At 56.3% G+C, this 23,484-nt stretch carries 19 protein-coding genes; 7 read left to right on the forward strand and 12 right to left on the reverse strand.

The window, feature by feature from the left end; translation table 11 throughout:
* Positions 1-44 precede the first annotated feature (44 nt).
* The 4 genes from CSTAT_RS07600 to CSTAT_RS07615 all read left to right on the forward strand — a co-directional run bounded on the left by CSTAT_RS07600 (position 45) and on the right by CSTAT_RS07615 (position 5,468).
* The gene (locus CSTAT_RS07600) at positions 45-719 is read left to right on the forward strand and encodes a PH domain-containing protein (RefSeq protein WP_075722998.1); all 675 of its coding nucleotides are present in this window, start codon (positions 45-47) and stop codon (positions 717-719) included.
* Positions 720-869: 150 nt separating this feature from the next.
* A complete protein-coding gene (gene ilvD / locus CSTAT_RS07605) occupies positions 870-2,723 on the forward strand; it encodes a dihydroxy-acid dehydratase (RefSeq protein ID WP_075722999.1) in 1,854 nt (617 codons plus the stop codon).
* A gap of 81 nt (positions 2,724-2,804) precedes the next feature.
* Positions 2,805-4,157 (forward strand): glycosyltransferase family 87 protein, encoded by a 1,353-nt coding sequence (locus CSTAT_RS07610; RefSeq protein WP_244892804.1) that lies wholly within the window; start codon positions 2,805-2,807, stop codon positions 4,155-4,157.
* A 198-nt stretch (positions 4,158-4,355) separates the two neighbouring features.
* Positions 4,356-5,468: an HNH endonuclease signature motif containing protein gene (locus CSTAT_RS07615; protein ID WP_075722717.1), complete on the forward strand. Its 1,113-nt coding sequence runs from the start codon at positions 4,356-4,358 to the stop codon at positions 5,466-5,468.
* 178 nt (positions 5,469-5,646) lie between these two features.
* Here CSTAT_RS07615 and CSTAT_RS07620 read toward each other — a convergent pair whose 3' ends face one another.
* Positions 5,647-7,191: a DoxX family protein gene (locus CSTAT_RS07620; RefSeq protein WP_075723000.1), complete on the reverse strand. Its 1,545-nt coding sequence runs from the start codon at positions 7,189-7,191 to the stop codon at positions 5,647-5,649.
* Between the two features lie 174 nt (positions 7,192-7,365).
* Here CSTAT_RS07620 and CSTAT_RS07625 point away from each other — a divergent pair, with 174 nt between their 5' ends.
* Positions 7,366-8,454 carry a glutathione S-transferase family protein gene (locus CSTAT_RS07625; RefSeq protein ID WP_075723001.1) on the forward strand — a complete coding sequence of 363 codons (1,089 nt, stop codon included), beginning with the start codon at positions 7,366-7,368 and terminating at the stop codon, positions 8,452-8,454.
* Positions 8,455-8,466: 12 nt separating this feature from the next.
* On the opposite strand, the gene CSTAT_RS07630 is transcribed toward CSTAT_RS07625, so the two are convergent.
* The gene (locus CSTAT_RS07630) at positions 8,467-9,348 is read right to left on the reverse strand and encodes an ArgP/LysG family DNA-binding transcriptional regulator (RefSeq protein ID WP_066837073.1); all 882 of its coding nucleotides are present in this window, start codon (positions 9,346-9,348) and stop codon (positions 8,467-8,469) included.
* Positions 9,349-9,426: 78 nt separating this feature from the next.
* On the opposite strand from CSTAT_RS07630, the gene CSTAT_RS07635 reads away from it, so the two are divergent.
* Entirely contained in the window at positions 9,427-10,134 is a 708-nt protein-coding gene (locus CSTAT_RS07635) for a LysE/ArgO family amino acid transporter (RefSeq protein ID WP_075723853.1), read from the forward strand.
* Here CSTAT_RS07635 and CSTAT_RS07640 read toward each other — a convergent pair.
* The 7 genes from CSTAT_RS07640 to CSTAT_RS07670 form a co-directional block, all read right to left on the reverse strand.
* On the reverse strand, positions 10,131-11,423 hold the full coding sequence (locus tag CSTAT_RS07640) for a benzoate/H(+) symporter BenE family transporter (protein ID WP_083640764.1): 1,293 nt from the start codon (positions 11,421-11,423) through the stop codon (positions 10,131-10,133). The two genes, CSTAT_RS07635 and CSTAT_RS07640, sit on opposite strands and share 4 nt — an antisense overlap.
* Before the next feature lie 326 nt (positions 11,424-11,749).
* Positions 11,750-13,057 (reverse strand): YkvI family membrane protein, encoded by a 1,308-nt coding sequence (locus CSTAT_RS07645; protein WP_244892805.1) that lies wholly within the window; start codon positions 13,055-13,057, stop codon positions 11,750-11,752.
* A gap of 318 nt (positions 13,058-13,375) precedes the next feature.
* Entirely contained in the window at positions 13,376-14,881 is a 1,506-nt protein-coding gene (gene gatB, locus CSTAT_RS07650; RefSeq protein ID WP_075723854.1) for an Asp-tRNA(Asn)/Glu-tRNA(Gln) amidotransferase subunit GatB, read from the reverse strand.
* 70 nt (positions 14,882-14,951) lie between these two features.
* A complete protein-coding gene (locus CSTAT_RS07655) occupies positions 14,952-16,001 on the reverse strand; it encodes a bile acid:sodium symporter family protein (protein WP_082738155.1) in 1,050 nt (349 codons plus the stop codon).
* A 446-nt stretch (positions 16,002-16,447) separates the two neighbouring features.
* Positions 16,448-17,479, reverse strand: coding sequence for a 6-phosphofructokinase (locus CSTAT_RS07660; RefSeq protein ID WP_066797674.1), 1,032 nt, complete (start codon positions 17,477-17,479; stop codon positions 16,448-16,450).
* 75 nt (positions 17,480-17,554) lie between these two features.
* Positions 17,555-18,961 (reverse strand): DHA2 family efflux MFS transporter permease subunit, encoded by a 1,407-nt coding sequence (locus CSTAT_RS07665; protein WP_410110764.1) that lies wholly within the window; start codon positions 18,959-18,961, stop codon positions 17,555-17,557.
* 10 nt (positions 18,962-18,971) lie between these two features.
* Positions 18,972-20,030 carry an MFS transporter gene (locus tag CSTAT_RS07670; protein WP_336469900.1) on the reverse strand — a complete coding sequence of 353 codons (1,059 nt, stop codon included), beginning with the start codon at positions 20,028-20,030 and terminating at the stop codon, positions 18,972-18,974.
* A 43-nt stretch (positions 20,031-20,073) separates the two neighbouring features.
* On the opposite strand from CSTAT_RS07670, the gene CSTAT_RS07675 reads away from it, so the two are divergent.
* Positions 20,074-20,397: a hypothetical protein gene (locus tag CSTAT_RS07675; RefSeq protein WP_066837083.1), complete on the forward strand. Its 324-nt coding sequence runs from the start codon at positions 20,074-20,076 to the stop codon at positions 20,395-20,397.
* 124 nt (positions 20,398-20,521) lie between these two features.
* Here CSTAT_RS07675 and CSTAT_RS07680 read toward each other — a convergent pair whose 3' ends face one another.
* The 3 genes from CSTAT_RS07680 to gatC form a co-directional block, all read right to left on the reverse strand.
* A complete protein-coding gene (locus tag CSTAT_RS07680) occupies positions 20,522-21,382 on the reverse strand; it encodes a siderophore-interacting protein (protein ID WP_075723004.1) in 861 nt (286 codons plus the stop codon).
* Between the two features lie 191 nt (positions 21,383-21,573).
* Complete coding sequence (gene gatA, locus CSTAT_RS07685) at positions 21,574-23,058, reverse strand: Asp-tRNA(Asn)/Glu-tRNA(Gln) amidotransferase subunit GatA (RefSeq protein ID WP_075723005.1); 1,485 nt, start codon at positions 23,056-23,058, stop codon at positions 21,574-21,576.
* Positions 23,059-23,355, reverse strand: a complete 297-nt coding sequence (gene gatC / locus CSTAT_RS07690; RefSeq protein ID WP_066794617.1) for an Asp-tRNA(Asn)/Glu-tRNA(Gln) amidotransferase subunit GatC — start codon at positions 23,353-23,355, stop codon at positions 23,059-23,061.
* Positions 23,356-23,484 lie beyond the last annotated feature (129 nt).

The following is a 23,484-nucleotide window of genomic DNA, read 5'->3' on the forward strand; positions in this document are numbered from 1 at the left end:
CCATGATTAACCCCAGGGAATAAAACTAATTAGCATAGGTTTACATGACCGATCCTGTGCCTGCTGACAACCCTGCCGACAACAACGCAACTACCTCTTCCACTATCCCGGCCCCCACGGGCGAGACCAAGGAGTTCGTGCCCGAGCGCACCCACGTCTTCGCCATCGCCTTGATGGCCATGGTGTGCATCATCATGGCCGGTTGGAGCCCACTGCTTTTGGGCTGGACCGTATTAATTCCTGCCCTGTGGATTTATTGGGTATTGCGCGGCAAGACCACCGTCGGCGAAAAAGGTATTGCCATTCGCTACGCATTCAAGGGCCGCAAGACCATTTCTTGGGACAACTTCGAAGGCATCGGCTTCCAAGGCTCCAAGGCTTTTGCTGAGACCTCCACCGGCACCAAGCACAATTTGCCCGGCGTTACCTTTAACTCTTTGCCAGGGCTTTACGATGCATCCCGCGGCCGCATCCCCGACGCACTCAGCGAGGGGAAAGCCGCAGCTCATGAAAAGGTGGTCATTGTCCACCGCGACGGCCAGCAGATCTTGATGGACAAAGAAGAATACGCGCAATATCAAGCCGCCCAAGACGGCGCCGCGAGCGCCGTCCCCGAAACCAATGAAGGCGTCCCACAGAATGGAAACCTTTATCCACCCCGTGAGACACCCCCATCGGATGGCCAGACTCAGAATCAGCGCCGCAACGGAGTAGAGTAAGTAACCTACCGATGCTGCGGCGAGCACACCCCCTTTACCCGCAGCATTCGCCGAAGGCCCAAGGCAGTGAGGGAATACTTTCTTATCACAAAGCGTTGACCACGCTATACGCCTTATAATCCCCATCTTTGATTTTTAGGATCTATTTTCATGTTTCCTCTGCGCTCTAAAGTAACCACCGTCGGCCGGCAAGCTGCGGGTGCGCGCGCTCTCTGGCGCGCGACCGGCACCAAGGAAAATGAGTTCGGCAAGCCAATTGTCGCTATCGCCAACTCCTATACCCAGTTCGTTCCTGGCCACGTCCACTTGAAAAACGTCGGTGACATCGTCGCTGATGCTATTCGTGAAGCTGGCGGCGTGCCGAAGGAATTTAACACCATTGCGGTCGATGACGGCATCGCCATGGGCCACAGCGGCATGCTCTACTCCCTGCCATCACGTGAGATCATTTCCGACTCCGTGGAATACATGGTCAATGCACACACCGCTGACGCGCTAGTCTGTATCTCCAACTGTGACAAGATCACCCCAGGCATGCTCAACGCCGCTTTGCGTTTGAACATCCCCACCATCTTCGTCTCCGGTGGCCCTATGGAAGCCGGTAAGGCAGTTGTCGTCGATGGCGTCGCCAAGGCTCCAACTGACCTGATTACTGCAATCACCGCATCGGCTAGCGATGATGTCGATGATGCCGGCCTGGCTATGGTCGAAGAATCTGCCTGCCCAACCTGTGGTTCTTGCTCCGGTATGTTCACCGCGAACTCCATGAACTGCCTGACTGAGGCTTTGGGCTTGGCGCTGCCGGGCAACGGCACCACCTTGGCAACCCACTCTTTCCGCCGTCGTCTTTTCAAGCAGGCCGGCTCCACCATCGTGGACCTGTGCCGCCGCTACTACGGCGAAGAAGATGAATCCGTCCTGCCACGCAATATCGCCAACAAGGACGCTTTCTACAACGCCATGGCGCTGGACATGGCCATGGGTGGCTCCACCAACACGATCTTGCACACCCTAGCTGCGGCGCAAGAAGGCGCCATCGACTTCACCCTGAACGACATCGAGGCTGTCTCCGACGCTGTTCCTTGTCTGTCCAAGGTGGCACCGAACGGTGTCTGGCACATCGAAGACGTCCACCGCGCCGGCGGCATCCCTGCCATCTTGGGTGAGCTGCGCCGCTCCGGTCACCTGAAGATGAATGTTCACACCGCGCTGTACAAGGACGCCGGCGAATGGCTGGATGACTGGGATATCCGCGGCGGCAAGGAACTGGAAGAAGCCCGCAATCTCTTCCTGGCTGCCCCAGGTGGCGTACGCACCACCGAGCCATTTTCCACCGACAATGTCTGGGAAACCCTGGACACCGACCAGGAAAACGGCTGCATCCACTCCGCAGAATTCTCCTACTCCGACCAAGGTGGTCTGGTTGTCCTGCGCGGCAACCTCGCACCTAATGGCGCCATCATCAAGGCCGCCGGTGTTGAGGAAGAACTGTGGCACTTCCAGGGCCCTGCTCGCGTTGTCGAGTCCCAGGAAGAAGCCGTCTCCATCATCCTCAAGCGCGAAGTGCAAGCTGGCGATGTCATCGTCATCCGCTACGAGGGCCCAGCTGGAGGCCCGGGCATGCAGGAGATGCTGCACCCGACCTCCTTCCTCAAGGGCTCCGGTTTGGGCAAGGCATGCGCCTTGATTACCGATGGCCGCTTCTCCGGTGGTACCTCTGGTCTCTCCATTGGCCACATCTCCCCTGAGGCTGCTCACGGCGGAGTTATCGGTCTGGTCCAAAATGGCGACCCGATCACCATCGACGTACGCAAGCGCGCACTGACCTTGGACATCGACGAAGATGAGCTGGAGCGTCGTCGCGCTGAGCAAGAACGTCGCGAAAAGCCATGGACCCCGGTCAACCGCGACCGTCCTATCACCAAGGCTTTGCGCGCATACGCGAACATGGCGACTTCTGCCGACATGGGCGCAGTCCGCATCGTTGATGGGCATATCGCTTAATCAACGACATTCGCCACATTTCAACTAGGCGGTGGGTCAGTATTTACCGAAGTACTGACCCACCGCCTAACATTATGGCCTGTGACTACTTCGCCAAATATTGACCAAGACCCGCCGGTGCCGACAGCGGCTACGAACGTCGCTGCTCCCAAAGCCTTCTTCTCCCCCGCTATCGCGGGGTTCATTGGCTTACTTGGGGTTATCATCGCCACGGTAACCACGGCGATTCAGGTGATGTCGACGGATTTTCCCATCGACATGATCATCTACCGCGAAGGCGTTAAAGCTTTCATGGCCGGCAACGAGGTCTACTCCGTGCCCATGATGGCCGGGGATATCGCGCTACCGTTTCTTTACCCGCCTTTTGGCGCGCTGGTGATGGTGCCACTGGCTGGTGATTGGTTTAGCGATGCCGTGGCCGGCGATATCGTCATTATCTTATCCAATCTGCTCATCGGCCTCGTGCTGCTTTTGCTGGCTTTCGCCTTAAATAAGCAACGCACCAATCGTTTTGCTAGCTCCGATGTCATCGCTGTTACCGCCTTGGTGTGGGGCATCGTTTTAATCTTTGAACCCGTGCGTTTGAATAACGGTTTCGCGCAGATCAACATCATCCTCATGGCGCTCGTCGCTTTGGACTTAATCCCCCGCAAGCGTCTCAAGTGGCTACCGCAAGGCTGGCTTATCGGCATTGCCGCGGCCATCAAAATCACTCCCTTGGCGATGCTGCTGTATTTCTTGGTCCGCAAGGAAATCAAACCGATTATCACCGCAGGCATCTCTGCCATCGTGGCCACCGCCATTGCCGCGGCCGTGCGCTGGGATGTGGCGTGGGAATACTTCACCGTCAATCTCTTATCGATGGGCTCCGGCGGCGAAATCGGCGTCCAAACCGCCTACCAATCCAATAGCTCCCTCAAGGGCTTCCTCGAGCGCCTCTACACCTCCCAAGAGGCCATGGACACAGCCAGCATGATCACCACGATCATTTGGTTCTGCCTGGCCATTATCACCGTCGTGCTCGGTGGCTGGTTGATGATTGCGCTGAATAAGCGCGGACTCAACATCGAAGCCTTCATGATCAACGCGTTCATCATGCTGCTGATTTCCCCAGTCAGCTGGTCGCATCACTGGATCTGGCTCACCATCGCCATCCCTGTCTTGCTCTACCGCGCTATTACTTGGCGCCACCTCAGCTGGCTATCCGGCATCATGATCTCCATCCTCGGCCTGTGGTCACTGCTGATTTTGACCATCCCACCGAAGTGGTACTGGGGCGATAGCATCAATGTCTGGGAACAAGAACTAGTCTTCAAACTCGTCATGAGCGATTTCATTTGGTTCGCTATCGCGACCATGGCCGTCACCGCATTCATGCTCCGGTTCGTTCCGCTTAAAGATTCCACCGCTCGCAACGCTGCGCAAAGCATGTAGTATCACGCGCTAGATTCTCTCCTAGGCCGGTTAACCGCCGGCCTTTTCGCGATCTCAGTTACTTTTCGGCGCCATTGTACCGCCTCAGTGGCCCGCTTGTGGATAACTTTGGCAGTTAGGTGACGCGTCAACGTAGTTATCCACAGATTTTCGAGGTTGCACTAGCGCACACTTGCTTTCCATTTTAGTGTCGAAGTCATGAACGATATATGGCAAGCATTCAAGCTTCTCACCAGCCACGGAATAGGCTTTTTGCGGCTTTTCGATGAGCTTTCACCCCACGACTTATCCGACGAAGGCATAGAAGTTTCCCTCGCCAAAAATTACGCCCGCCTCGCCACCGAACTTTTTAGTCCTTGCGACTCCCCGCGTGTCCAGCACGACGCTATCGCCCTCGCCGAAGAGCGACAGCTCAGCGCCAATCACTTACTAATGGTCAACAAACACGCCAGAAAGTTAAAAGCTCGCGGCGCGGCCTGGAAACTACGCGCAGAACTCATGGCCCTTGAAGGCTCTTTAGAAGAAGTCGAAGCCTACGCCAAAAAGCGCGTCACCGAAGAAGGCGGCGACAAACCCAAACAACGCGGCGTACGCGTCGGCCGCGTCACCGATGGCCTACGGACTATCAGCATCACCGATACCCAACGGAAAATCACCGACTTAGAAAAGACCCTCGATACTGCCATCAAGGATGATGACCAGCCACGCTCCGAAGCACTTCTGGAGCCATTCTGGGATTTAGTCGAAGGAGGCGGCACCGGGCTTATCAAGCCGGAATACCGCACCGTCATCGCTATCGGTCTTAACGATTTCGCTAAAGTCTCCTGTGGCAAGGGCGACGAAGTCATCATCGGACTATCTGATGGAACGACCATGACCGGCGCCGAATTCATCAACGCCGCAATGGAAGGCAGCTTGGGTGACAAGCTTTATGTCGGACTCTTCCATCCCACCGCCGGACCAGTGAATCTCTACGAGACCCGCTTCGCGTCAGACAAGCTGCGGACTTTAGCCATGGCGGAGAATCTCGTCTGTCCGTGGCCAGACTGCAACGTGCCTGCCGATAGGTGCCAGGTCCACCACATTGATGCGCATAAGAATGGCGGTCATACAAAGCCCTCGAACCTGACGATGCTGTGTAAGCACCACAACGGCGTCAATGATGATGACGGCCCGCGCAAGAAGCGAAAAGGCCCAAGTCGCGGCAGGATGCGCCGCCACCGCGGCAAAGTCCGCCTGCACACCCCAGGCGGCAAACTGGTGGGCAACACGCACGACCTGAGCAGCATGGGGGCAATGGACCTCATCTAGCAGCCTCTCCGCCGCAAAGTGGCAATCACACACCCCGACTAGATAACCGGGCTAGTCGGGCGATTCGGCGAACCCTTTTCCAAATGCAGCGCTAAGGAAGGCTGTGCAAACAAAAGCGCGCCAGTCAGAATTTCCACGAAGGATTCTGACTGGCGCGCTTTCTTGCGCTTAATGCGGATTAGTTCAGCGGGTTGACACCTGCGCCGAACCACCACACAGCTACCAGTGCCGCTGCACCGAGGATAAAGAATACCCACGACGACGCAAGCGGGCGGCGAGCCGGGCTCGAGAGTGCCTTCACGCCAAGGGCGGAGTCAACCGAGATAAACCCTGGGCCAGTAAACTGCACGCCAATGTTAACTACGAACAAGACTAGTGCCAGCCACAAAGACTCAGGCCAGCTGAATACATCCAACCCTGCACCGGAAACAGCCAACTCATGGATAGCCATGAAGCCGGTAACAACAAGTGCCAGCATGGATGCAAATGGGGTCAGAAGGCCGAGGACTAGGAAGACACCTGCAACGAGCTGTCCTACTGGAATGCCCATAGCAAGGATATTCGCCATCGAGTAGCTAGCATACTCAGACTCCAGTCCGGAAATGCCAGCGGACTCTCCGATGCTAAAGAGCGTGCGCACGCCCTCAACGATGAGGAAGCCACCCAGCGCGATACGGATGAAGAGCAAACCGAAATCAATGGTGCCGCGCTTGCCGTACTGACGACGCAGTGCTTGTTCTTCCTCAGCCTGGGCTGCAGCAGCGCTATCGGCATCGAGCGCCAAGGCAGTGTCATCCGAGTACTGCGACGGTGAATCAAAGTGCTGCGTCGCCGCGTATCCTGCTGCACCGCCTGCTGGTACTGCAGCCGGCTGCACGGTAGTTGGTTCATTGCCGTAATCAGCGGACGGGTTTACCGACGTCGGCGATTGGTCGAAGGAGGTATCGCGGCTGGCGAAATCACGGTCATCGTAAGGATTGTTCTGTGAACCAGTTGTAGGGCCCATGTTCATCGTCTCCGTAGGTTGGGACTCAACAGCGGACTGAGGAGCCTGGGTGGTATTGGGCGTAATTTCTTGAGGTTGAGCACGTCCCGGGCGTTCGAAGACGCTCGAGCGCGGAACTTCTTGGGTGGCTTCAGGCTTCACAGCCTCCGGCTCAGCATCCTTAGCGCCCGATGCGTGCGCCGCGGCAAAGCCTGCACCAGCAGCACCAGCAGCCGCAGCTGCGATACCACCAGAAGCGGAACCCGTGGAGCCACTGTCTGCAGTGCCAGTGCTTGCGGACGCCTTAGGTGCCGCGGTGCCTTTCGTAGGCTCCGCAGTTTGTGGAGCATCCACCTGAGTCTGTCCCGAGGTTTCTACTGGGGTTGCCTCAGAGGTAGCCGCTGCCGGTGCCGAAGCCGCGGAAGGCGAAGAAGGCGTGGATGCTACTGGGTCGATACTTTCGACGATGCGCACACCACTTGGTTTCTTATCGGATGCCTTGCGCTGCTCGCTAGCTTTAATCTCCGCGTCGGATGGTCGCTCGAATGACGTCGTTGGCTGATCCGATGGGCTGGTGGACTCAGCAGCCGTGCCGGCAGCAGAGGCCGGCGAAGCGGAAGCTGGAGATGCTGAGGCCGGAGTGGAGTCGGTGGACGGTTTGTATGCAGGAACACCCAACTCGTCATCAAAGTCTGATGCCTTATCAGGTTGATCGTGGGACGGTGTATTCGTGCTCATAACCTAAACACTATGCGAAATCGTCGCTGCTGACAGCCAGCTAAGTCGGCGCGCCCCACCATTTTGCCAGCTGTTGCCAAACCTTTATCTCTCATGCGTGGGTTCGGTCTAGATTTTTCGGGGCAAATGAACTAGAGTTGTTGACACGTCAACACAATAGAATGAAGGAGTGACATGGCAACCGAGAATAAGCAGGAACCAGTCCAAGAAGCACGTAACGCCTCTCCCGATGGAGAGTTTATTCGCGATACCAATTACATCGAGGATCGTATAGTCCCCGGGATCAGTGAGCCAACAGAGCAGGGAGATGGCACATTCCACTGGCCACAAGAAGCTGGCCGCTATCGCTTGGCGGTAGCTCGTGCATGTCCGTGGGCGCACCGCACCGTTATTGCACGCCGCTTGATGGGCCTCGAAGACACCATCTCGCTCGCTTTGGCCGGCCCAACGCACGACGTGCGCTCTTGGCAGTTCGATCTAGATGAAGGCGGAGTCGACCCAGTCCTACAGATTCCACGTTTGCAAGACGCTTACTTTAAGCGCTTCCCCGATTACCCCCGTGGAATTACGGTTCCAGCGATCGTGGAGGAATCCACTGGTCGTGTGGTCACCAATGACTACCCTTCTATCGTGCGCGATCTCATAACCAACTGGAAAGATTTCCAGCGCGAGGGCGCACCGGATCTCTACCCAGCACAGCACGCCGAAGAGATGGAGGAGATCAATTACTACATCTTCAAATCCATCAACAACGGTGTCTACCGCTGTGGCTTTGCAGGTTCGCAAGAAGCTTATGAATCGGCATATGCGTTCATGTGGGAAGCACTGGACTGGGTGGAAGATCGCTTAGGCAAGCAGCGCTACATGGTGGGTGACCACATCACCGAGACCGACATCCGTCTCTTTGTCACCTTGATTCGCTTCGATCCGGTTTATTACAGCCACTTTAAGTGCTCCCGTCACAAGATGGCTGAGCTTCCTAATATCCGCGGCTACCTGCAAGAGCTCTTCCAGATTCCGGGCTTTGGTGACACCACGGACTTCACCGAGATCAAGCAGCACTACTTCATGGTGCACACCGAGATTAACCCCACCAAGATCGTGCCTGTCGGTCCAGACATGGCGTGGTTGATGGAACCTCATGACCGGGATCGTTTTGGCGGTCAGCCATTTGCAGATGGCACCACTTTGCCAGGCGCTCTGCCTGCTGGTGAGGAAGTTAAAAACCCAGAAGATTTCCAACTTCCACTGTTTAACCGCTAAAAGTACCGCGCGTCATTTACGTTGTGGCAGCGCCGCCCGCGCGGCGCTGATAACGCTGCTGGTGAGCTTTTCCAGAACTTCAGATTCTAATCGCCAGCGCTGCCAGTACAGGTCCACTTCAATATCCTCGCCATCCAGAGCCACTAATTCGCCGGAGTCGAGATATTGCTGGACCTGGATTTCTGCCAGCACTCCCCACCCCAAGCCAATGCGCACGGCTTCGAGATAGGCCTCAGACGTCGGAATTTGGGATACCCGGCCGCGGATAACGTGCAGCTCCACGTCGCGGTCGCGCATCGCGCGGTCCAAGATGGCATCTTGGGGGCCATAGATCACCAGTGGCATCTGCCGCCACGCCAGGCCCAACTCCGTGTTAAACCGAGTTTTGATATCCGGGGTACTCACCGCAACATAGCGCATGGTGCCTAAATATTCGGAAACACAACCCGACACTGGGGCTTGCTCATGGGTAATAGCGCCAAGGACATCGCCGCGGCGCAGCATAGCCAAGGTGCGGGTTTCATCTTCGACGCGCAGCCGCAGCGCTGCCTCACCGTATTGCGCCATCTCCGCCATCACGGCCTTAAACCACGTGGCTAGAGTGTCGTTGTTGACAGCCACCGACAGCGGCACACGTTGTAAGCGTTGGCCTAAGCGGGCATCAGTTTCTGCTTGCACCAGTGCCATGCGCCGGGCAGATTGCACCAAAATTTCCCCGGCATCAGTCGCCGTGACTGGATTTGCACGACGCAGCAGAACACGGCCCGTGGATGCTTCAAGTGATTTGATTCTTTGACTAACTGCCGACGGTGTGATCCCCAGCACCGTCGCAGCATACTCAAAGCTGCCCTCATCCACGATGGCCAGCAAGGTTTCCAAATGTACCGGATTCATGAAGCCATTCTAACCTAAGGTGAAATTCAATAACTGGACTTCATCGACAAGCGACTGCACAGTAGAGATATGTCAACGCTGTCTATCCTTCTCGCCGGTTTCGCACTAGGGCTCTCACTTATCGTAGCGATTGGCCCGCAAAATGCTCTGCTGATCAAACAGGGCATTAAACGCGAGCACGTGTGGGTAGTCATTGCGATTTGCGCGGTGTCCGACATCATTTTGATTAGCGGTGGCACCGCGGGTGTGGGCTATCTGGTGGAGACTTTCCCGACCGCACTGGTGGTGCTGAAGTATCTGGGCGCGATTTATCTGGCTTACTTTACTTATCTGTGCTTTCGCGATGCGTTGCGCGACAAGGTTGAAACTCTCTCCCCTGCGCAGATCGAGCCGAATAAGACGCAGCAGATCGATGCATTCGATGGCGGCGACTTGGGCGGTTCTTCTATTGATACCCGGCGGCGCACCACGCGTCTGCGCCAGCAAGTACGCGAATCGACCTGGGTGAAGCCAGCTCTTGCGACCTTGGCGATTTGCTGGCTGAACCCGGCAGCTTATGTCGATGTGCTGGTAATGATTGGCGGACTTGCCAACCAATACGGCGAAACCGGCCGATGGTTCTTTGCTGCCGGTGCCATTGCAGCGAGCATGCTGTGGTTTCCCACCGTTGGTCTGGCTGCCGCGAAGTTCTCGCACGTACTTTCGCGCCCTGCGGTATGGCGCGGCATCAACTTCGGCATTGGCTGCATCATGGCGCTGCTGACCATTAAGCTGCTGTTGACCTAGGACTTTGTAGGTTGAAGTTCCTCGGTGGATTCTTCGGCTGGGGAATCTTCGACCACCGAGGTTTTCTGCGCGCGGGCATCCATGAGCCAGGCAATGAGGCAGCCAAAGACGATGCCCCAAAATGGTGCAGAGATACCCAGCAGTGAAATCTCTGAGACTGTAACTAGGAAGCAGACCAGCGCGCCGGTGGAATATGCGCCAGAAAATCCTGCGATGAAAGCATTCTTCAGCGGGGTCAGCATCGCGATGCCTGCAAGTGCTGCGATAAATGCCGCAGGCATGGCCAGCATGAAGCCCACGAATACTGGAGAGAACAGTCCCACGGCAATCGCGCCGACGGCGGTGACCATCGCTGCGGCATAGTGCCGTTCTTTGTGCGGGCCGGAGACGATCAAGGCATTTGTCGGGCCGGTCAAGCAGGTAGAGATATTTCCAATCAGTGCCATGGGCATCGACACTAGGCCGCTGACTGCCGCAGCGACATTGACGCCGGGCTTATGCCCTGCCGCTTGGAGCACTGCGATGCCTTGGCCATTTTGCACGATAACGACGGTAATGGTTAGCGGGATAACAAGCTCCGCCATAGCTGCAAGAGAGAATTCCGGCGCGGTAAACACTGGTGAAGCGATGATGCCGTCGGCGAGGATTCCGCCGCCTAATTGCCCAGAGACAATCGCGATGATTGTGCCAATCACTGCTGCGATAGCCACTGGTGGAGCAACTGCGGCCAGGCGCGGGGCGACGCTTAACGCAACGAAGATGAGAATCATCGGCAGTGCAATCAGCGGGGAGCCGGTGGCGGCGTCGATTAGTTCTAAGCCAAAACGCAAGAAGATGCCCGCGACCATCGCCATGACAATTGTCGGCGGCAGGAGCGCCATGATTTTTCCAATGAGTCCTGTCCACCCGAGCAGAAATACCAAAAGCCCGGTGGCGAGATAGGCACCGATAACTTCGCCGAAGCTCAAATGCATCAAAGCATCGCCGGCGAGCACCGTGCCGGGAATGGTCCAGAAATACGCCTGCGGGCTGCGGTAGAGATAAGTCATCAGCAGCGTAAGAATGCCGTTGCCCAAAAAGGCACCGAAGATCCACGATGAGGTTTGATCGGGGCTGAGATTGCCCGCCGCAGCTGCCGCGAGGATGACCGCAATCGGACCAGAGGCAGAGAAGATCAAGGCCACTAGACCGTCCCCAATTTCATAAGGTCCGAGATCGCGCAGGATCTCACGGAAAGTCGGGCGCGGCAAGTGTGGCTTTTCCACCGCCAGCAAAGATGATGTGCCCATGAGGGTAAGGCTCCTAATCTTTTTAAATAAGATGGCGCTAAGCCCTAAGTGACATCGCTCCACGCCACCTAGGGCGGATTTTCCATCCAGCACTCTTACCTGCCATATTGTGCCGCACATCACCGAATAGTGCGCGAAAATACCCCTGCTAAAAAGCGGATTTGTGCGGTGATGAGTGACTTTGAAGAAGTCTTTCCAGCGCAGCCAATAAGGGGTTTGCGTTCACAGAACGCACGGCTGTACCCCCGATGAACAGTAGACAGAAAAATACCCTCCGCGGGAGGTTTCTCCCGGGAGGGCTTATTTTCGCTAGTGTGCGGAGTCGGCTACTTTCTTAGCATCGCCACCGCTTCTTCACCACTGTCGCCTTCGTTGTCGCTGTCGATGTAGTACTGCACATCGGTTGTCTCTTCTTCCACTTCACCAACTGCAAATTCGACCTCATCATCGGATTCGAGCTCTTCAGTGACTTCCTCGATCAAGTCTTCAAAGAGTACCTCGTGGTGCAAGTTGGATTCTACGAGTTCGCGGCCGATGGTTTCATCGTGCTTTTCATCGTATTGTGCGTCGGGATGCAGCTTAAGGCGCAGCAAGGACTTGATGCGCTCGCGGCGGGTGGATTCATCACGAATCTTAGAAAGGCCACGGAACCAAGCGATGACAAGAACTATAACCATGAACATGCCTAGGTAGCCCAGAATTGGGTAGACGTAATTCATCAGCGTCTTGAAACCGAAAAAGCTCATGCCGTAGCCCGCGACGGTACCTGCGGCAAAGATTGGGTAAGTGCGGTTTTCGCGTCCCGCAGATAGGCGCTTGCCAAGCGCGTAGAACATGCCGATGGCGGTGTTGAAAATCATGAGGAAGATGACCACGGCCATCAAGGTGCCTGCGGTATCGCCCATTTCGTTGACGAGGACAAGCATCGGAACATCGGAGCCGACAATCTTGTCAGCGCCCATAAGCAAAACAAAACCAGCAATGCCGAGCAAAATCGCGTAGACAAAGCCGCCGAAGATGCCACCCCAGCCGGCTTCGCGGGGGCTAACGCGGTCACCGCCGATGACCAACGACATAGATACTGCCAAAATCAAGGCGAGACCGTTGTAATTGAGGCCAGATACAAGCCAGTTGCCGATGGGTGCATCAGTGTGCGAGGCGGTCTCGACCATGGCGGCTGGTTCAGCTGGCATATTCATCAAGGTGTAGACCAACACAACGACTACGGCGATGATGATGGTTGGGGTCAACAGGCCAATGACGTTGGAGACCTTGTCGACATCCAACAGGCCAGTTGCTCTGACGGGCACCATCATAAGCGTCGAGCCCACCCAGGTGGGCCAGCCAAATTGCTGCGCCATGTTTGAGCCGGCGCCAGCAAACATGACAAAGCCGACGGCAAAGAGCGTGAAGGTGACAGCGACATCGAGCATCTTCGAGACCACTGGGTGCGATACGTTCCGGAAAACCGTGTTATGTTCCGAGGCGTGGAAATAAGAACCGAGTTGTAAAAAGACGGTGCCGGCAAGCGTCATAATGACACCGGCGATAATCATTCCCCACACGCCGTTGATACCAAACGCCGTGAAGTACTGGACCACTTCTTGTCCGGTTGCAAAGCCTGCTCCCACCAAGAGGCCAATGAATGCGAGGGCAATTCCGATTATGTTTCTAAAAGACCCATTTATCTAGGCTAACCACTGACCTGCACCGATGCTAATTTTCTGCGGTGCTGTTCATTGTTAAAACAATGCAGAAATATACCCCTGCCTGGCTTTATATAGTTTTGATTACCACGCGCTATCTCACAGGCCGACTAATTGTGAATCAATCAATGCGAAAGCGCACGCACGCGTCATTTTAGACCCATAAAACGCGAAACCCGCACGTCAAGAGCTTGGGAATCCAAACACTTAACGTGCGGGTGAGCTGCGAGCGAGGCTTATCACTTATTAGCTAAGCTTTTTAGCAATCAGCTGGTTGACCTGACCTGGGTCAGCCTTGCCCTGGGTAGCCTTCATGACGGCACCGACGATAGCACCGGTGACCTTCTTGTTGCCAGCGCGGTACTTCTCCACGATGTCTGGGTTTGCGGCCAAGGCGTCATCGACAGCCTTTTCAATCGCTGCGTCATCGCGAACGACTTCCAGACCGCGTGCCTTCACAACCTCATCGACATCGCCTTCGCCGGCGAGAACGCCATCGACAGCCTGGCGTGCCAACTTATTAGTCAGCTTGCCTTCCTTGACCAAAGCGGCCACGCGGGCAACCTGGGCCGGGGTAATGTTCAAAGCTGGCAAGTCAACACCCTGCTCATTTGCCTTCGCGGACAGGTAAGAAACCCACCAGGAACGAGCTTCATCAGGGGTCGTGCCCTCTTCAGTCGTCGCGATAATCAAATCCAGTGCGCCGGCGTTGACCAGGTCACGCATCTCTGCGTCCTTCAGGCCCCACTCTTCCTGGATGCGCGCGCGGCGAATCCATGGCATCTCTGGCAAGGTCTGGCGGATTTCTTCCACCCACTCGCGTGGTGCCAAAACCGGCGGCAGGTCTGGATCGTTGAAGTAGCGGTAATCATCCGCGGTTTCCTTCGGGCGACCCTTGGATGTAGAACCATCGGTCTCTTGGTAGTGACGGGTTTCTTGGTCGATCACGCCACCATCGTCAAGCACCTGCGCCTGACGCATCATCTCAAAGCGCACTGCCTGCTCTACAGAGCGCAAGGAGTTGATATTCTTGGTCTCGGTGCGGGTACCAAACTCGGTGGTGCCGACCGGGCGCAGGGACAAGTTGGAGTCCACGCGCATAGAACCCTGGTCCATGCGGGCATCGGAAACGCCGAGTGCCGCGACCAGCTCGCGCAAAGCGGTGACATAGGCACGCGCAATCTCTGGCGCACGCTCGCCGGCGCCTTCAATCGGCTTGGTCACAATCTCAATCAGAGGAATACCAGCGCGGTTGCAGTCAACCAATGACGCGGTTGCGCCGTGAATACGGCCCGAGGTGCCGCCCAGGTGGGTCAGCTTGCCGGTGTCTTCTTCCATGTGCGCGCGCTCAATCTCGACGCGCCATTCGGTGCCGTCCTCCAGAACGACGTCGAGGTAGCCATCGTAAGCAATTGGCTCATCATACTGGGAGATCTGGTAATTCTTTGGCTGATCCGGGTAGAAGTAGTTCTTGCGGGCAAAGCGCGACGATTCCGCAATGGAGCAATTCAGCGCCAAACCAATCTTGATGGCCCACTCCACGCCCTTGGCGTTAACCACTGGCAAAGCACCTGGCAGACCCAAGGACACAGGGTCTACGTTGGAGTTGGCAGGAGCATCAAAGTTGGTCGCCGAGGTGGAAAACATCTTGGTGTCCGTGCCCAATTCGACGTGGACTTCCAAGCCCATAACTGGGTCATACTTTTCAAGGACTTCATCAAAGTCCATCAGGTCATACATCGCAGCAGTCATGCGTGCCATCTTAATACTTCTACCCTGAAGCGTCAGACACCACCCAGCCCTCACAGGCTTTTAAAGGGGGCTACTTAGCCTCCCCGGTCTGCTCAGCATTTGCAGCACGGCCATCAACGTAGCGGCAGATGGCCGCCACCACGGCTCCGGAGAGGTTGTGCCAGACAGAGAACACCGCGCCCGGCAGCGCCGAAAGCGGGCTGAAGTAGGTCGAAGCCAACGTGGTTGCCATGCCGGAGTTTTGCATGCCGACCTCAATCGCCATGGTGCGTGCGACGGCTTCTGGCTGGCGGGTGAACTTACCGGTTAGGTAGCCCAGCGCGTAGCCCAGGCCGTTATGGATAATGACCGCAATCAGCACGACGCCGCCCGCGGTGACGATGTTGTCGCGGTTGCCGCCAACGACAATGGCAACAATCGACGAAATTGCGATCACAGAAATCCATGGCAACGCCGGGGTAATAAATGCCACGACCTTCGGCAATAGCAGGCGTACAACCAGACCGCCGACCACAGGGATGAGCACAACCTTGACGATGTCCCACGCCATCGCACCGGCATCGAGCGGCATGTACTGCCCCGCCAGCCACAGGGTGAGCATCGGGGTCAAAAGCGGCGCCAGTAGTGTAGATACGGAAGTCATAGTTACGGATAAAGCAACGTCGCCGCGCGCGAGGTAGCTGACCACATTGGAGGATGTGCCACCTGGTGCACAACCAACCAAAATGACACCAACTGCAATTTCCGCAGGCAGCTGCAAAATCCATACGGTCAGCACCGCAATAAGCGGCATGACGACAAACTGCGCGACAACACCAATAAGAACGGGCAAAGGCCGCTTAGCGATGAGCCCAAAGTCCACCGGCCGCAACGTCAAACCCATGCCGAACATGATGATGCCCAGCAGCGGGGTTACCTGCGGTGCAAAGCCCGTAGCAACATCAGGGAAGAAAAAGCCTAATAGGCCACCAATGATAACCAGAACTGGAAATCCAAGCGCCGCGATAAACGCCGCGCGGTCCTCTCGAGCGGTCGCCGCTTTATCAACGTCAGATTGTGCAGGAGTCGAATGCCCGGTAGCACCTGCGCCACCGGATTGTGAATCAAGGGAATTATTCATCCCCTCATAGTAATCCACACTTTGGGACAACTATCCCATTAGGTGGGCAATTTCACGGGCAAAGCCACCGGTCACTCTCTTTTACTGAGATGGAGTCCAGTTATGCGACTATAATCTATCGCTCAACGGTACTCGCTGATGCCCGTCGTGGTGAGCGGAGCACTCCCGAAGCTCAGTACGGTCTATCTCTCGGCGGTGCTCGAAGATCTTTAAGTCGCTGACTTCGATGAGCCGTAATGCTCCCGCAGCATGAGAAGGTAAGTCACCACACTCAACAAGCTTGCTTAAATGACATCTACTCATGCCGATTTCCTGTGCTGCCGCCTATAACACATATGTCTGCTGCTTGTTCTATTTCATCGTTTCCTTAGGAAACTCAACTGCAAGACAATCCTTCAGTCCACTGTTCCTAATTGGAGCCGCATGAATTATTTGCCTTGCGCGCTTTAGCCAAACAGCGCTTGGGCGTTTTCGTAGCGGTGAATTGGCACGGTTTTTAGTTCGTCGACGGCGTCGGCCAGGTCGACAAGTTTGATGTCTTCGCCGCGTAGTGCAACGCACTTATTGGATAAGCCTTCGTGGGCAGCGCGGGCGGCGGAAACACCGTAGCGGGTTGCTAGGACTCGGTCGTAGGCGGTTGGGGTGCCGCCACGCTGGATGTGGCCAAGCACCGTGGTGCGCACGTCGTATCCAGTGCGGGCTTTGATCTCGTCGCCGATGACTTGCCCGATGCCATTGAACGTTTTGTGGCCGAATTCGTCTTCTTCACCTTCGCCGAAGTTCATGGTGCCTTCCTTGGGCAGAGCGCCTTCGGCAACGCAGATGATGCCGTACTTCTCCCCCATTTGGAATCGGCGTTCCATTGCCTTGCAAATATCAGCTACATCGAAAGGCACTTCGGGAATCACGGTGTAGTGCGCACCGCCAGCCATGCCGGCATGCAGCGCAATCCAGCCAACGTGGCGGCCCATGACTTCAACAATCAGAATACGGTTGTGGGATTCCGCCGTGGTGTGCAGCCGGTCAATGGCGTCGGTAGCAACGGAGACGGCGGTATCAAAACCGAAGGTGTAGTCGGTGGCGTTGACGTCATTGTCAATGGTCTTGGGAACACCAATGACGGGCACGCCGTTATCAGCGAGCCACTTCGCGCCTTTGAGTGTGCCTTCGCCGCCAATGGCGATGAGTGCGTCGACTCCGGCATCTTCCAGATTGGATTTGATGGTTTCTAATCCGGCTTTGAATTTATCCGGGTGCAAGCGGCCGGTGCCTAAGATAGTGCCGCCGCGCAATAGGATGCGGTCGATGGTGGCGTCGTCATATAGGTCGCGGCGGCGGTCTTCCATCAGCCCCACCCAACCGTCTTCATAACCTACAACGGTGTCGCCGAACTCATTAGACGCGGTGCGCACAATAGCGCGAATTACGGCATTTAGGCCGGGGCAATCGCCGCCGGAAGTCAATGTGGCTAGTCGCATAACCACCACACTAGTTTGGAATCTTTCCCCGCGCTTTTCTGCACGTGCTAAAGGGGAAATCGAGCTCCGAGATATTTACCCTTTAGGCGTCAAAGTATTTTCAAAACAGGCCACGGCAATAAGACCGGCCACCATCACGGCTGCCGGCAGCACGAGCGATATCGCCATGCCTTGGTGCAGCCCGAGGCTGGCGGAGCCGACCTGCATCGCTGCACCTACGGCAGCGGCACCCACCACGGCGCCGACTTGGCGGGTGGTGTTGTAGACGCCCGAAGCCGCGCCCATATAGCGCAGGTCAACGGTGCGCATGGCGGTCACCGAGTTCGGTGCCCAGACAAACGCATTGCCCACACCCAGTAGCGCCGAGGCGCCAATGAACCAGAACAATGCAGCATCGGTGTACATGATGCCGGCAATCCACAGCAGCGCAGCAATGACCGAGCCGAAGCCAAACACCGACAGCAGCCGCGGTTTAATCCGGTCAGCCAAAGGTCCCACCAACGGCGAGCCGAGACCTGCGGCCACAGCCATGGGCACCATCATCAGGCCCGCTTCCGCGGAAGTTAGGCCCCGGCCGGTTTGAAACCACATCATGATCGGCAGCATCTGCGATGCCACAGCAAAACCCATGGTCGAGATAGAAAAAGCACCGAGCGAATAGTTGCGGTTTTTAAACAAAGGCAGCGGCACCAGCGGTTCGGTACCGCGTTTACTCGCCGTGGCTTGCAGCCGCACGAACCAGACAATCAAACCAATACCGCCGATAAGTAGGACAAAAGTCCACCACGGCCAGCCCAAGCCCGGGCCTTGTTGAATGGCGATAACCGCAGAGGTCATACCGACCAAGGTCACCACGACGCTTAGCTTGTCGATGCTCCGTGCATACGTCGGCAGCCTCGGCACCCACAGAGCAGACAGCACCAATGCAGCAATGCCTAATGGCAGGTGCAGTACAAAGACGCCGCGCCAGCCAAAGGTGCTGATGATAATTCCACCGAGTACTGGTCCTACTAGTGAGGCAACGGATCCGACAGCACCCCATACGCCAAGTGCCGGTCCGCGGGCGTCTTGGGGGAAGATGCGGTTGATAACAGCCATGGTTTGCGGGGTCAGAATGGCTGCGCCTAAACCTTGGACCGCGCGGGCTACCAGCAGCACGCCGAGATTCGGCGCCAATGATGCAGCAAGTGCTGCGATCACAAAGACAGTAATGCCCAATTGGAACATCCGCGCTTGGCCAAAGCGGTCTCCCAAACGTCCGGTAAATAGCAGCGGCACAACCATGCACAACAGGTAGATGGAAGTGACCCACACAACTTGGTCAAACTCCGTATCGAAGTTGGCCATAATTTCAGGCGTTGCTACCGCGACGATGGTTTGATCCATCAGCACCATGAAAAAGCCCAGGCACAGCGCAGCTAAAGCGCGCCAGGCTTGAGGCTTCGACACTGAGGGCATCGGGGTAGGTTTAGTAGTAGACACGCAGGCTATCCTAACTGGATGTTACTCCTTCCGGCGAACCCTGACCCGATATGGTGTCGACGGGCGTCGTCGTGGCTTCTGATGCGACAAAGCTCGGCAGTACCTTCAGCCCGCGGATCATCGCCCACACCGCGACTAACATGTAGGCGGCAACGAGTAGGACGGCCAGCTGGTAGATCGACAAGGTAATCAGCACCATCTGCAAAGGTGAGAGCATGCCGCCGGCCAGACCTGCGATTCCGCAGCCGATGACGACGAACCAGGACACGCCGAGGGCGGGCATCATCGCAAAGCCTATGGCTTCAACCCCAATGGCAACGGCCCACACTAAGCGACGACGCGATGTGCCGACTTTGGCAATGCCTGCGCCGGAAATCATCATGCCGATGGCGTAGAAAGAAAAAGCCAAGCATCCGAATGGGTGCGGGACTGATAACCTTTCCCAGCTCTTGAGTGCTTGCAGGTTCAGGGCATTATCTGCTGCCGCGGCCTGCTTTTCTTCTTCCGTAAGCTCGCGCTTGGCCAAACGCAAGAAGGTAGTCAGCAATGCTGCGAGGAAGGAACAAGCTGCGGTGATGATGAGTACCAAGCTGGAATTGAGCGCGGCTAATAAGACGGCCGCGACAGCGGGGCCTACCAAAAATGCCACGCCTAAGATGGCCTGGTTAAGACCTGCGATATAGTCCACGGTCTTGCCCGAGGCCTGCGAGACATCGCCTACCAACGCGGGACGCGCTGCCATGCCGTGGATATCCCCCACGCCACCGATGATGCCTAAAGCGATGAACCAGGCGATGGTCAACCCTAAGGTCTGATCAACGAGGACCACACCTGCAACAGAGGCTCCAGAGATGATATCGGAGATAACCGATATGGGTTTTCTGCCGACGGTATCGATGAGGTAGCCGCCGAGGGAAGCGAAAATTACTGAGGGCACTGCCACTGCTGCAGCGACCAAGCCGGCGGCGGCGGGGTCGCCGGTGCGCTCTAAAACGATCCACGGCCGCACGATGCCCGCAATCGAGTTGCCCAGCGCAGACATTCCCGCTGAGCCAAGATATATCCAGATATTTACTACCGGAACTGTATGGCAAAACGGCTATCATAAAATCATGTCTGCAATTGATATTAAAAATGCGAAGAAAGTAAAGACTGCGACTGTGGTTAGCGCAGGTCTGCTCGGTGGTTTCATCACCGCCCGGGAATCTGGAATCCGTCCGCTTGGAGGCGTTGTGCTCGCTGCTGCGGGTGGCTGGGCTGTGCGTTCGTGGTTGGCTAAGACTGATATTCCAACCACCGTCGGCCTGACCGCGCTGTATATCGGCGGTTTCGGTGCTTCTCACCCACTGGCGAAAAAGATTGGTCCGTGGCCAGCGGTCTTTGCGGTCACCGGAGCATCGGCAGGCGCGGCCTACCTGCTTTCTGACAGCAAGTAGGCTTCAATAATTATTGAAGCCTGAGTCAAGGCGAAGAGCCCGCATTCTCACAAGGTGAAAATCCCAAGTGAGAATCCGGGCTATATTCTGCTGCGGTGCTCCTGCGTTATTTAACTTCAGTTAATTAACGCGTGCTGAGGCGCTCTTCTTCTGCCTCAATCTCCGCATTGAATTCCTGCTTGGAGGATTGCCACTGGTCTTCGGTCATGCCGATGCGCCAGTAACCAGAGATGGAGACGTCTTCCCGTGGGATTTCGGATTCGACGAAGAGGAAGCGACGCATCTCTTTAATCATTTCGGCAACGCCGTGCACGAACCAGCTGGTTTTCTTACCTTCTGGCACACCGGCACCGCGGACGATGCGGGAGAGTTCCGTGCCATGGGTTGCGCCGTTGCGGTAGACCCACTGGATGTCGATACCTTCACCCGTTGGGATGTCAAAGGTGCGGTCTTCGGATTCAATCTCGATATAGGCCGTTGCGGTGGCACCTTCTGGCAAGCGGGCCAAACCTGCGCTAATCGCTGGCGCAGCTGACTCATCGCCGGCGAATACGAAGTGGTCATAGGATGCTTCTGGCTCCCACTTGCCGCCTGGGCCGAAGAAGCCGATCTTCGCTCCTACTTCCACATCGCGGCCCCATGGGCCTGCCAGACCGGAATCACCGTGGGTGACAAAGTCTGCCTCGAAGTCGCCGGTCTCGGAGTTGAGGTTAAAGATAGTGTAGGTACGGGTGATGGGCTGCTTATCCCGTGGCTGTTCCTCGCGGACCTGTGCTGCATCGAAAGGCCATGCGTAATCCGCTCCCTCTGGAACAAACAGCAGCTTGATGTAGTGGTCGGTAAATTCTAATTCCTGGCCCACAAAGTCTGGAGAATTCAAGCTGAGACGAACCAGGTCTCGAGAAAGCTGACGGCGACCAGTAACGGTTGCCTCGTGTGCCTTCCGTGCCTTGCGCTTGGGTGCTTTATTAGCTTGGTCAGCCATAGTGATCACTGTCCTTAAATAATTCTGGGCTTGCTTCGTACCGGCGGAAATCTACACGCCGCACACTTAGGCAAGGCTAACACACTAACAGCCGACGAGTTGTTGAGACCTTCATGACACAAAACTAAACCCGCTGGCCACAGCGCCATTACGGGCGCTTGGACCAACGGGTCTAGGGGTGAAACGAGTGTTTACTTGTTGCGGCCAGCCTCATAAGCTGCGCCGACCTTATACAGGCGGTCATCCTGGAACGCAGGTGCCATGATCTGCAAACCGGTTGGCAGGCCAGTATCGGAAGCCATTCCGGACGGTACAGACATGCCGCACAGACCAGCAAGGTTCAATGGCAAGGTGCACAAGTCGAAGTTGTACATCTCCATTGGATCCTCAGTCTTTTCACCGAGCTTAAAGGCAGTGGTTGGCGTGGTTGGGGAAACCAGCACATCAACCTGCTCGAATGCGCGCTCGAAGTCCTGCGCAATCAAGGTGCGTACACGCTGCGCCTGCAAGTAGTAGGCATCGTAGTAGCCCACCGACAAAGCGTAGGTACCCAGCATGATGCGGCGCTTGACCTCGGGGCCAAAGCCTTCAGCACGGGAGATGCTCATAACATCATCAGCAGAGTGCGCGCCGTCATCACCAGAGCGCAGGCCGTAGCGCATGCCGTCGAAACGCGCGAGGTTCGAAGACACCTCACACGGCATAATCAAATAGTACGCAGCAAGGGCATCATCAAAGTGCGGGCAGTCGACTTCAACGGTCTCAGCGCCTTGCGCCACCAGCTGGTCAACAGCTGCGCGGTACGCTTCCATCACGCCTGGCTGCCAGCCATCGCGCTCAAATTGCTTAATCAGGCCAACCTTAACGCCCGACAAGTCACCCTTTGCGCCTTCGCGCGCAGCAGCAACAACATCTGCCACTGGACGGTTCACAGAAGTCGCATCGAATTCGTCGTGCCCTGCGATAACCTCATGCAGTAGCGCGGTATCGAGGACAGTACGCGCGGTTGGACCGGCCTGGTCCAAAGAAGAAGCAGCTGCGATAAGTCCATAGCGCGACACCGTGCCATAGGTTGGCTTCACGCCAACGGTGTTGGTCAGTGCTGCTGGCTGGCGGATCGAACCGCCGGTATCGGTACCGATACCCAAAGGTGCCTGGCCCGAAGCCAAGGCAGCAGAAGTACCGCCACCGGAACCACCTGGGGTGCGCTCCAGATCGTGTGGATTGTGCACGGGACCGTAGGCAGAGTTCTCATTCGAAGAACCCATGGCAAATTCATCCAAGTTGGTCTTGCCCAAGATCGGAATGCCGGCGTCGCGCAGTTTCTTGGTCACCGTGGCATCGTAAGGCGAAATCCAGCCTTCCAACATCTTGGACGCTGCCGTAGTTGGCGCGTCCGTCGTCGTCAGCAAGTCCTTCAATGCCAAAGGCACACCAGCCAACGCCGATGCTGGCTTCTCGCCCGCATCCAGTGCTTTATCAACAGCATCGGCAGTAGCCAAAGCTTCTTCTGCACCAACGTGCAGGAACGAGTTCAAAGCATCGTTGGTCTCAGCGATGCGATCGAGATGCGCTTGCACAACCTCGCGGGAGGTAACCTCACGGGAGTGGATTTTTTCCGCTAGTTCAGCAGCGCTTAACGATGTAAGCCCCTCAGCAGGAACTACGTAGGACATTTATTCGCCTCCCAAAATCTGAGGAACTACAAAACGATCATCTTCAACCGCTGGCGCCTGATCCAGTGCCTGCTCCGCGTTCAAGGTACGCACAATGACATCTTCACGCATCGAAGTGGTAATCGAATGCGGGTGGCTCATCGGCTCCACCCCTTCGGCATTGACCTTGCCCACAGCCGAAACTGCATCCACAATCTCATCGATTTGGCTGGCAAACTGGTCAAGTTCTTCTTCGCTCAAAGCCAAACGTGACAGCTTGGCGAGATGGCTGATTTGTTCCCGCGAAATCTCAGACACGCGCTACCCATCCTTTTCCACAACGTTAATTATTTTTCTGCCTACCCATGCTACTGCACAGCCTGTTTCGAGATAACTATCCCCCGTGCCCTTATTTAATGCCACCTTTAGGTGCAAAAGTGAAGGTGG

It is taken from the genome of Corynebacterium stationis (assembly GCF_001941345.1).
Taxonomy (GTDB): Bacteria; Actinomycetota; Actinomycetes; order Mycobacteriales; family Mycobacteriaceae; genus Corynebacterium; species Corynebacterium stationis.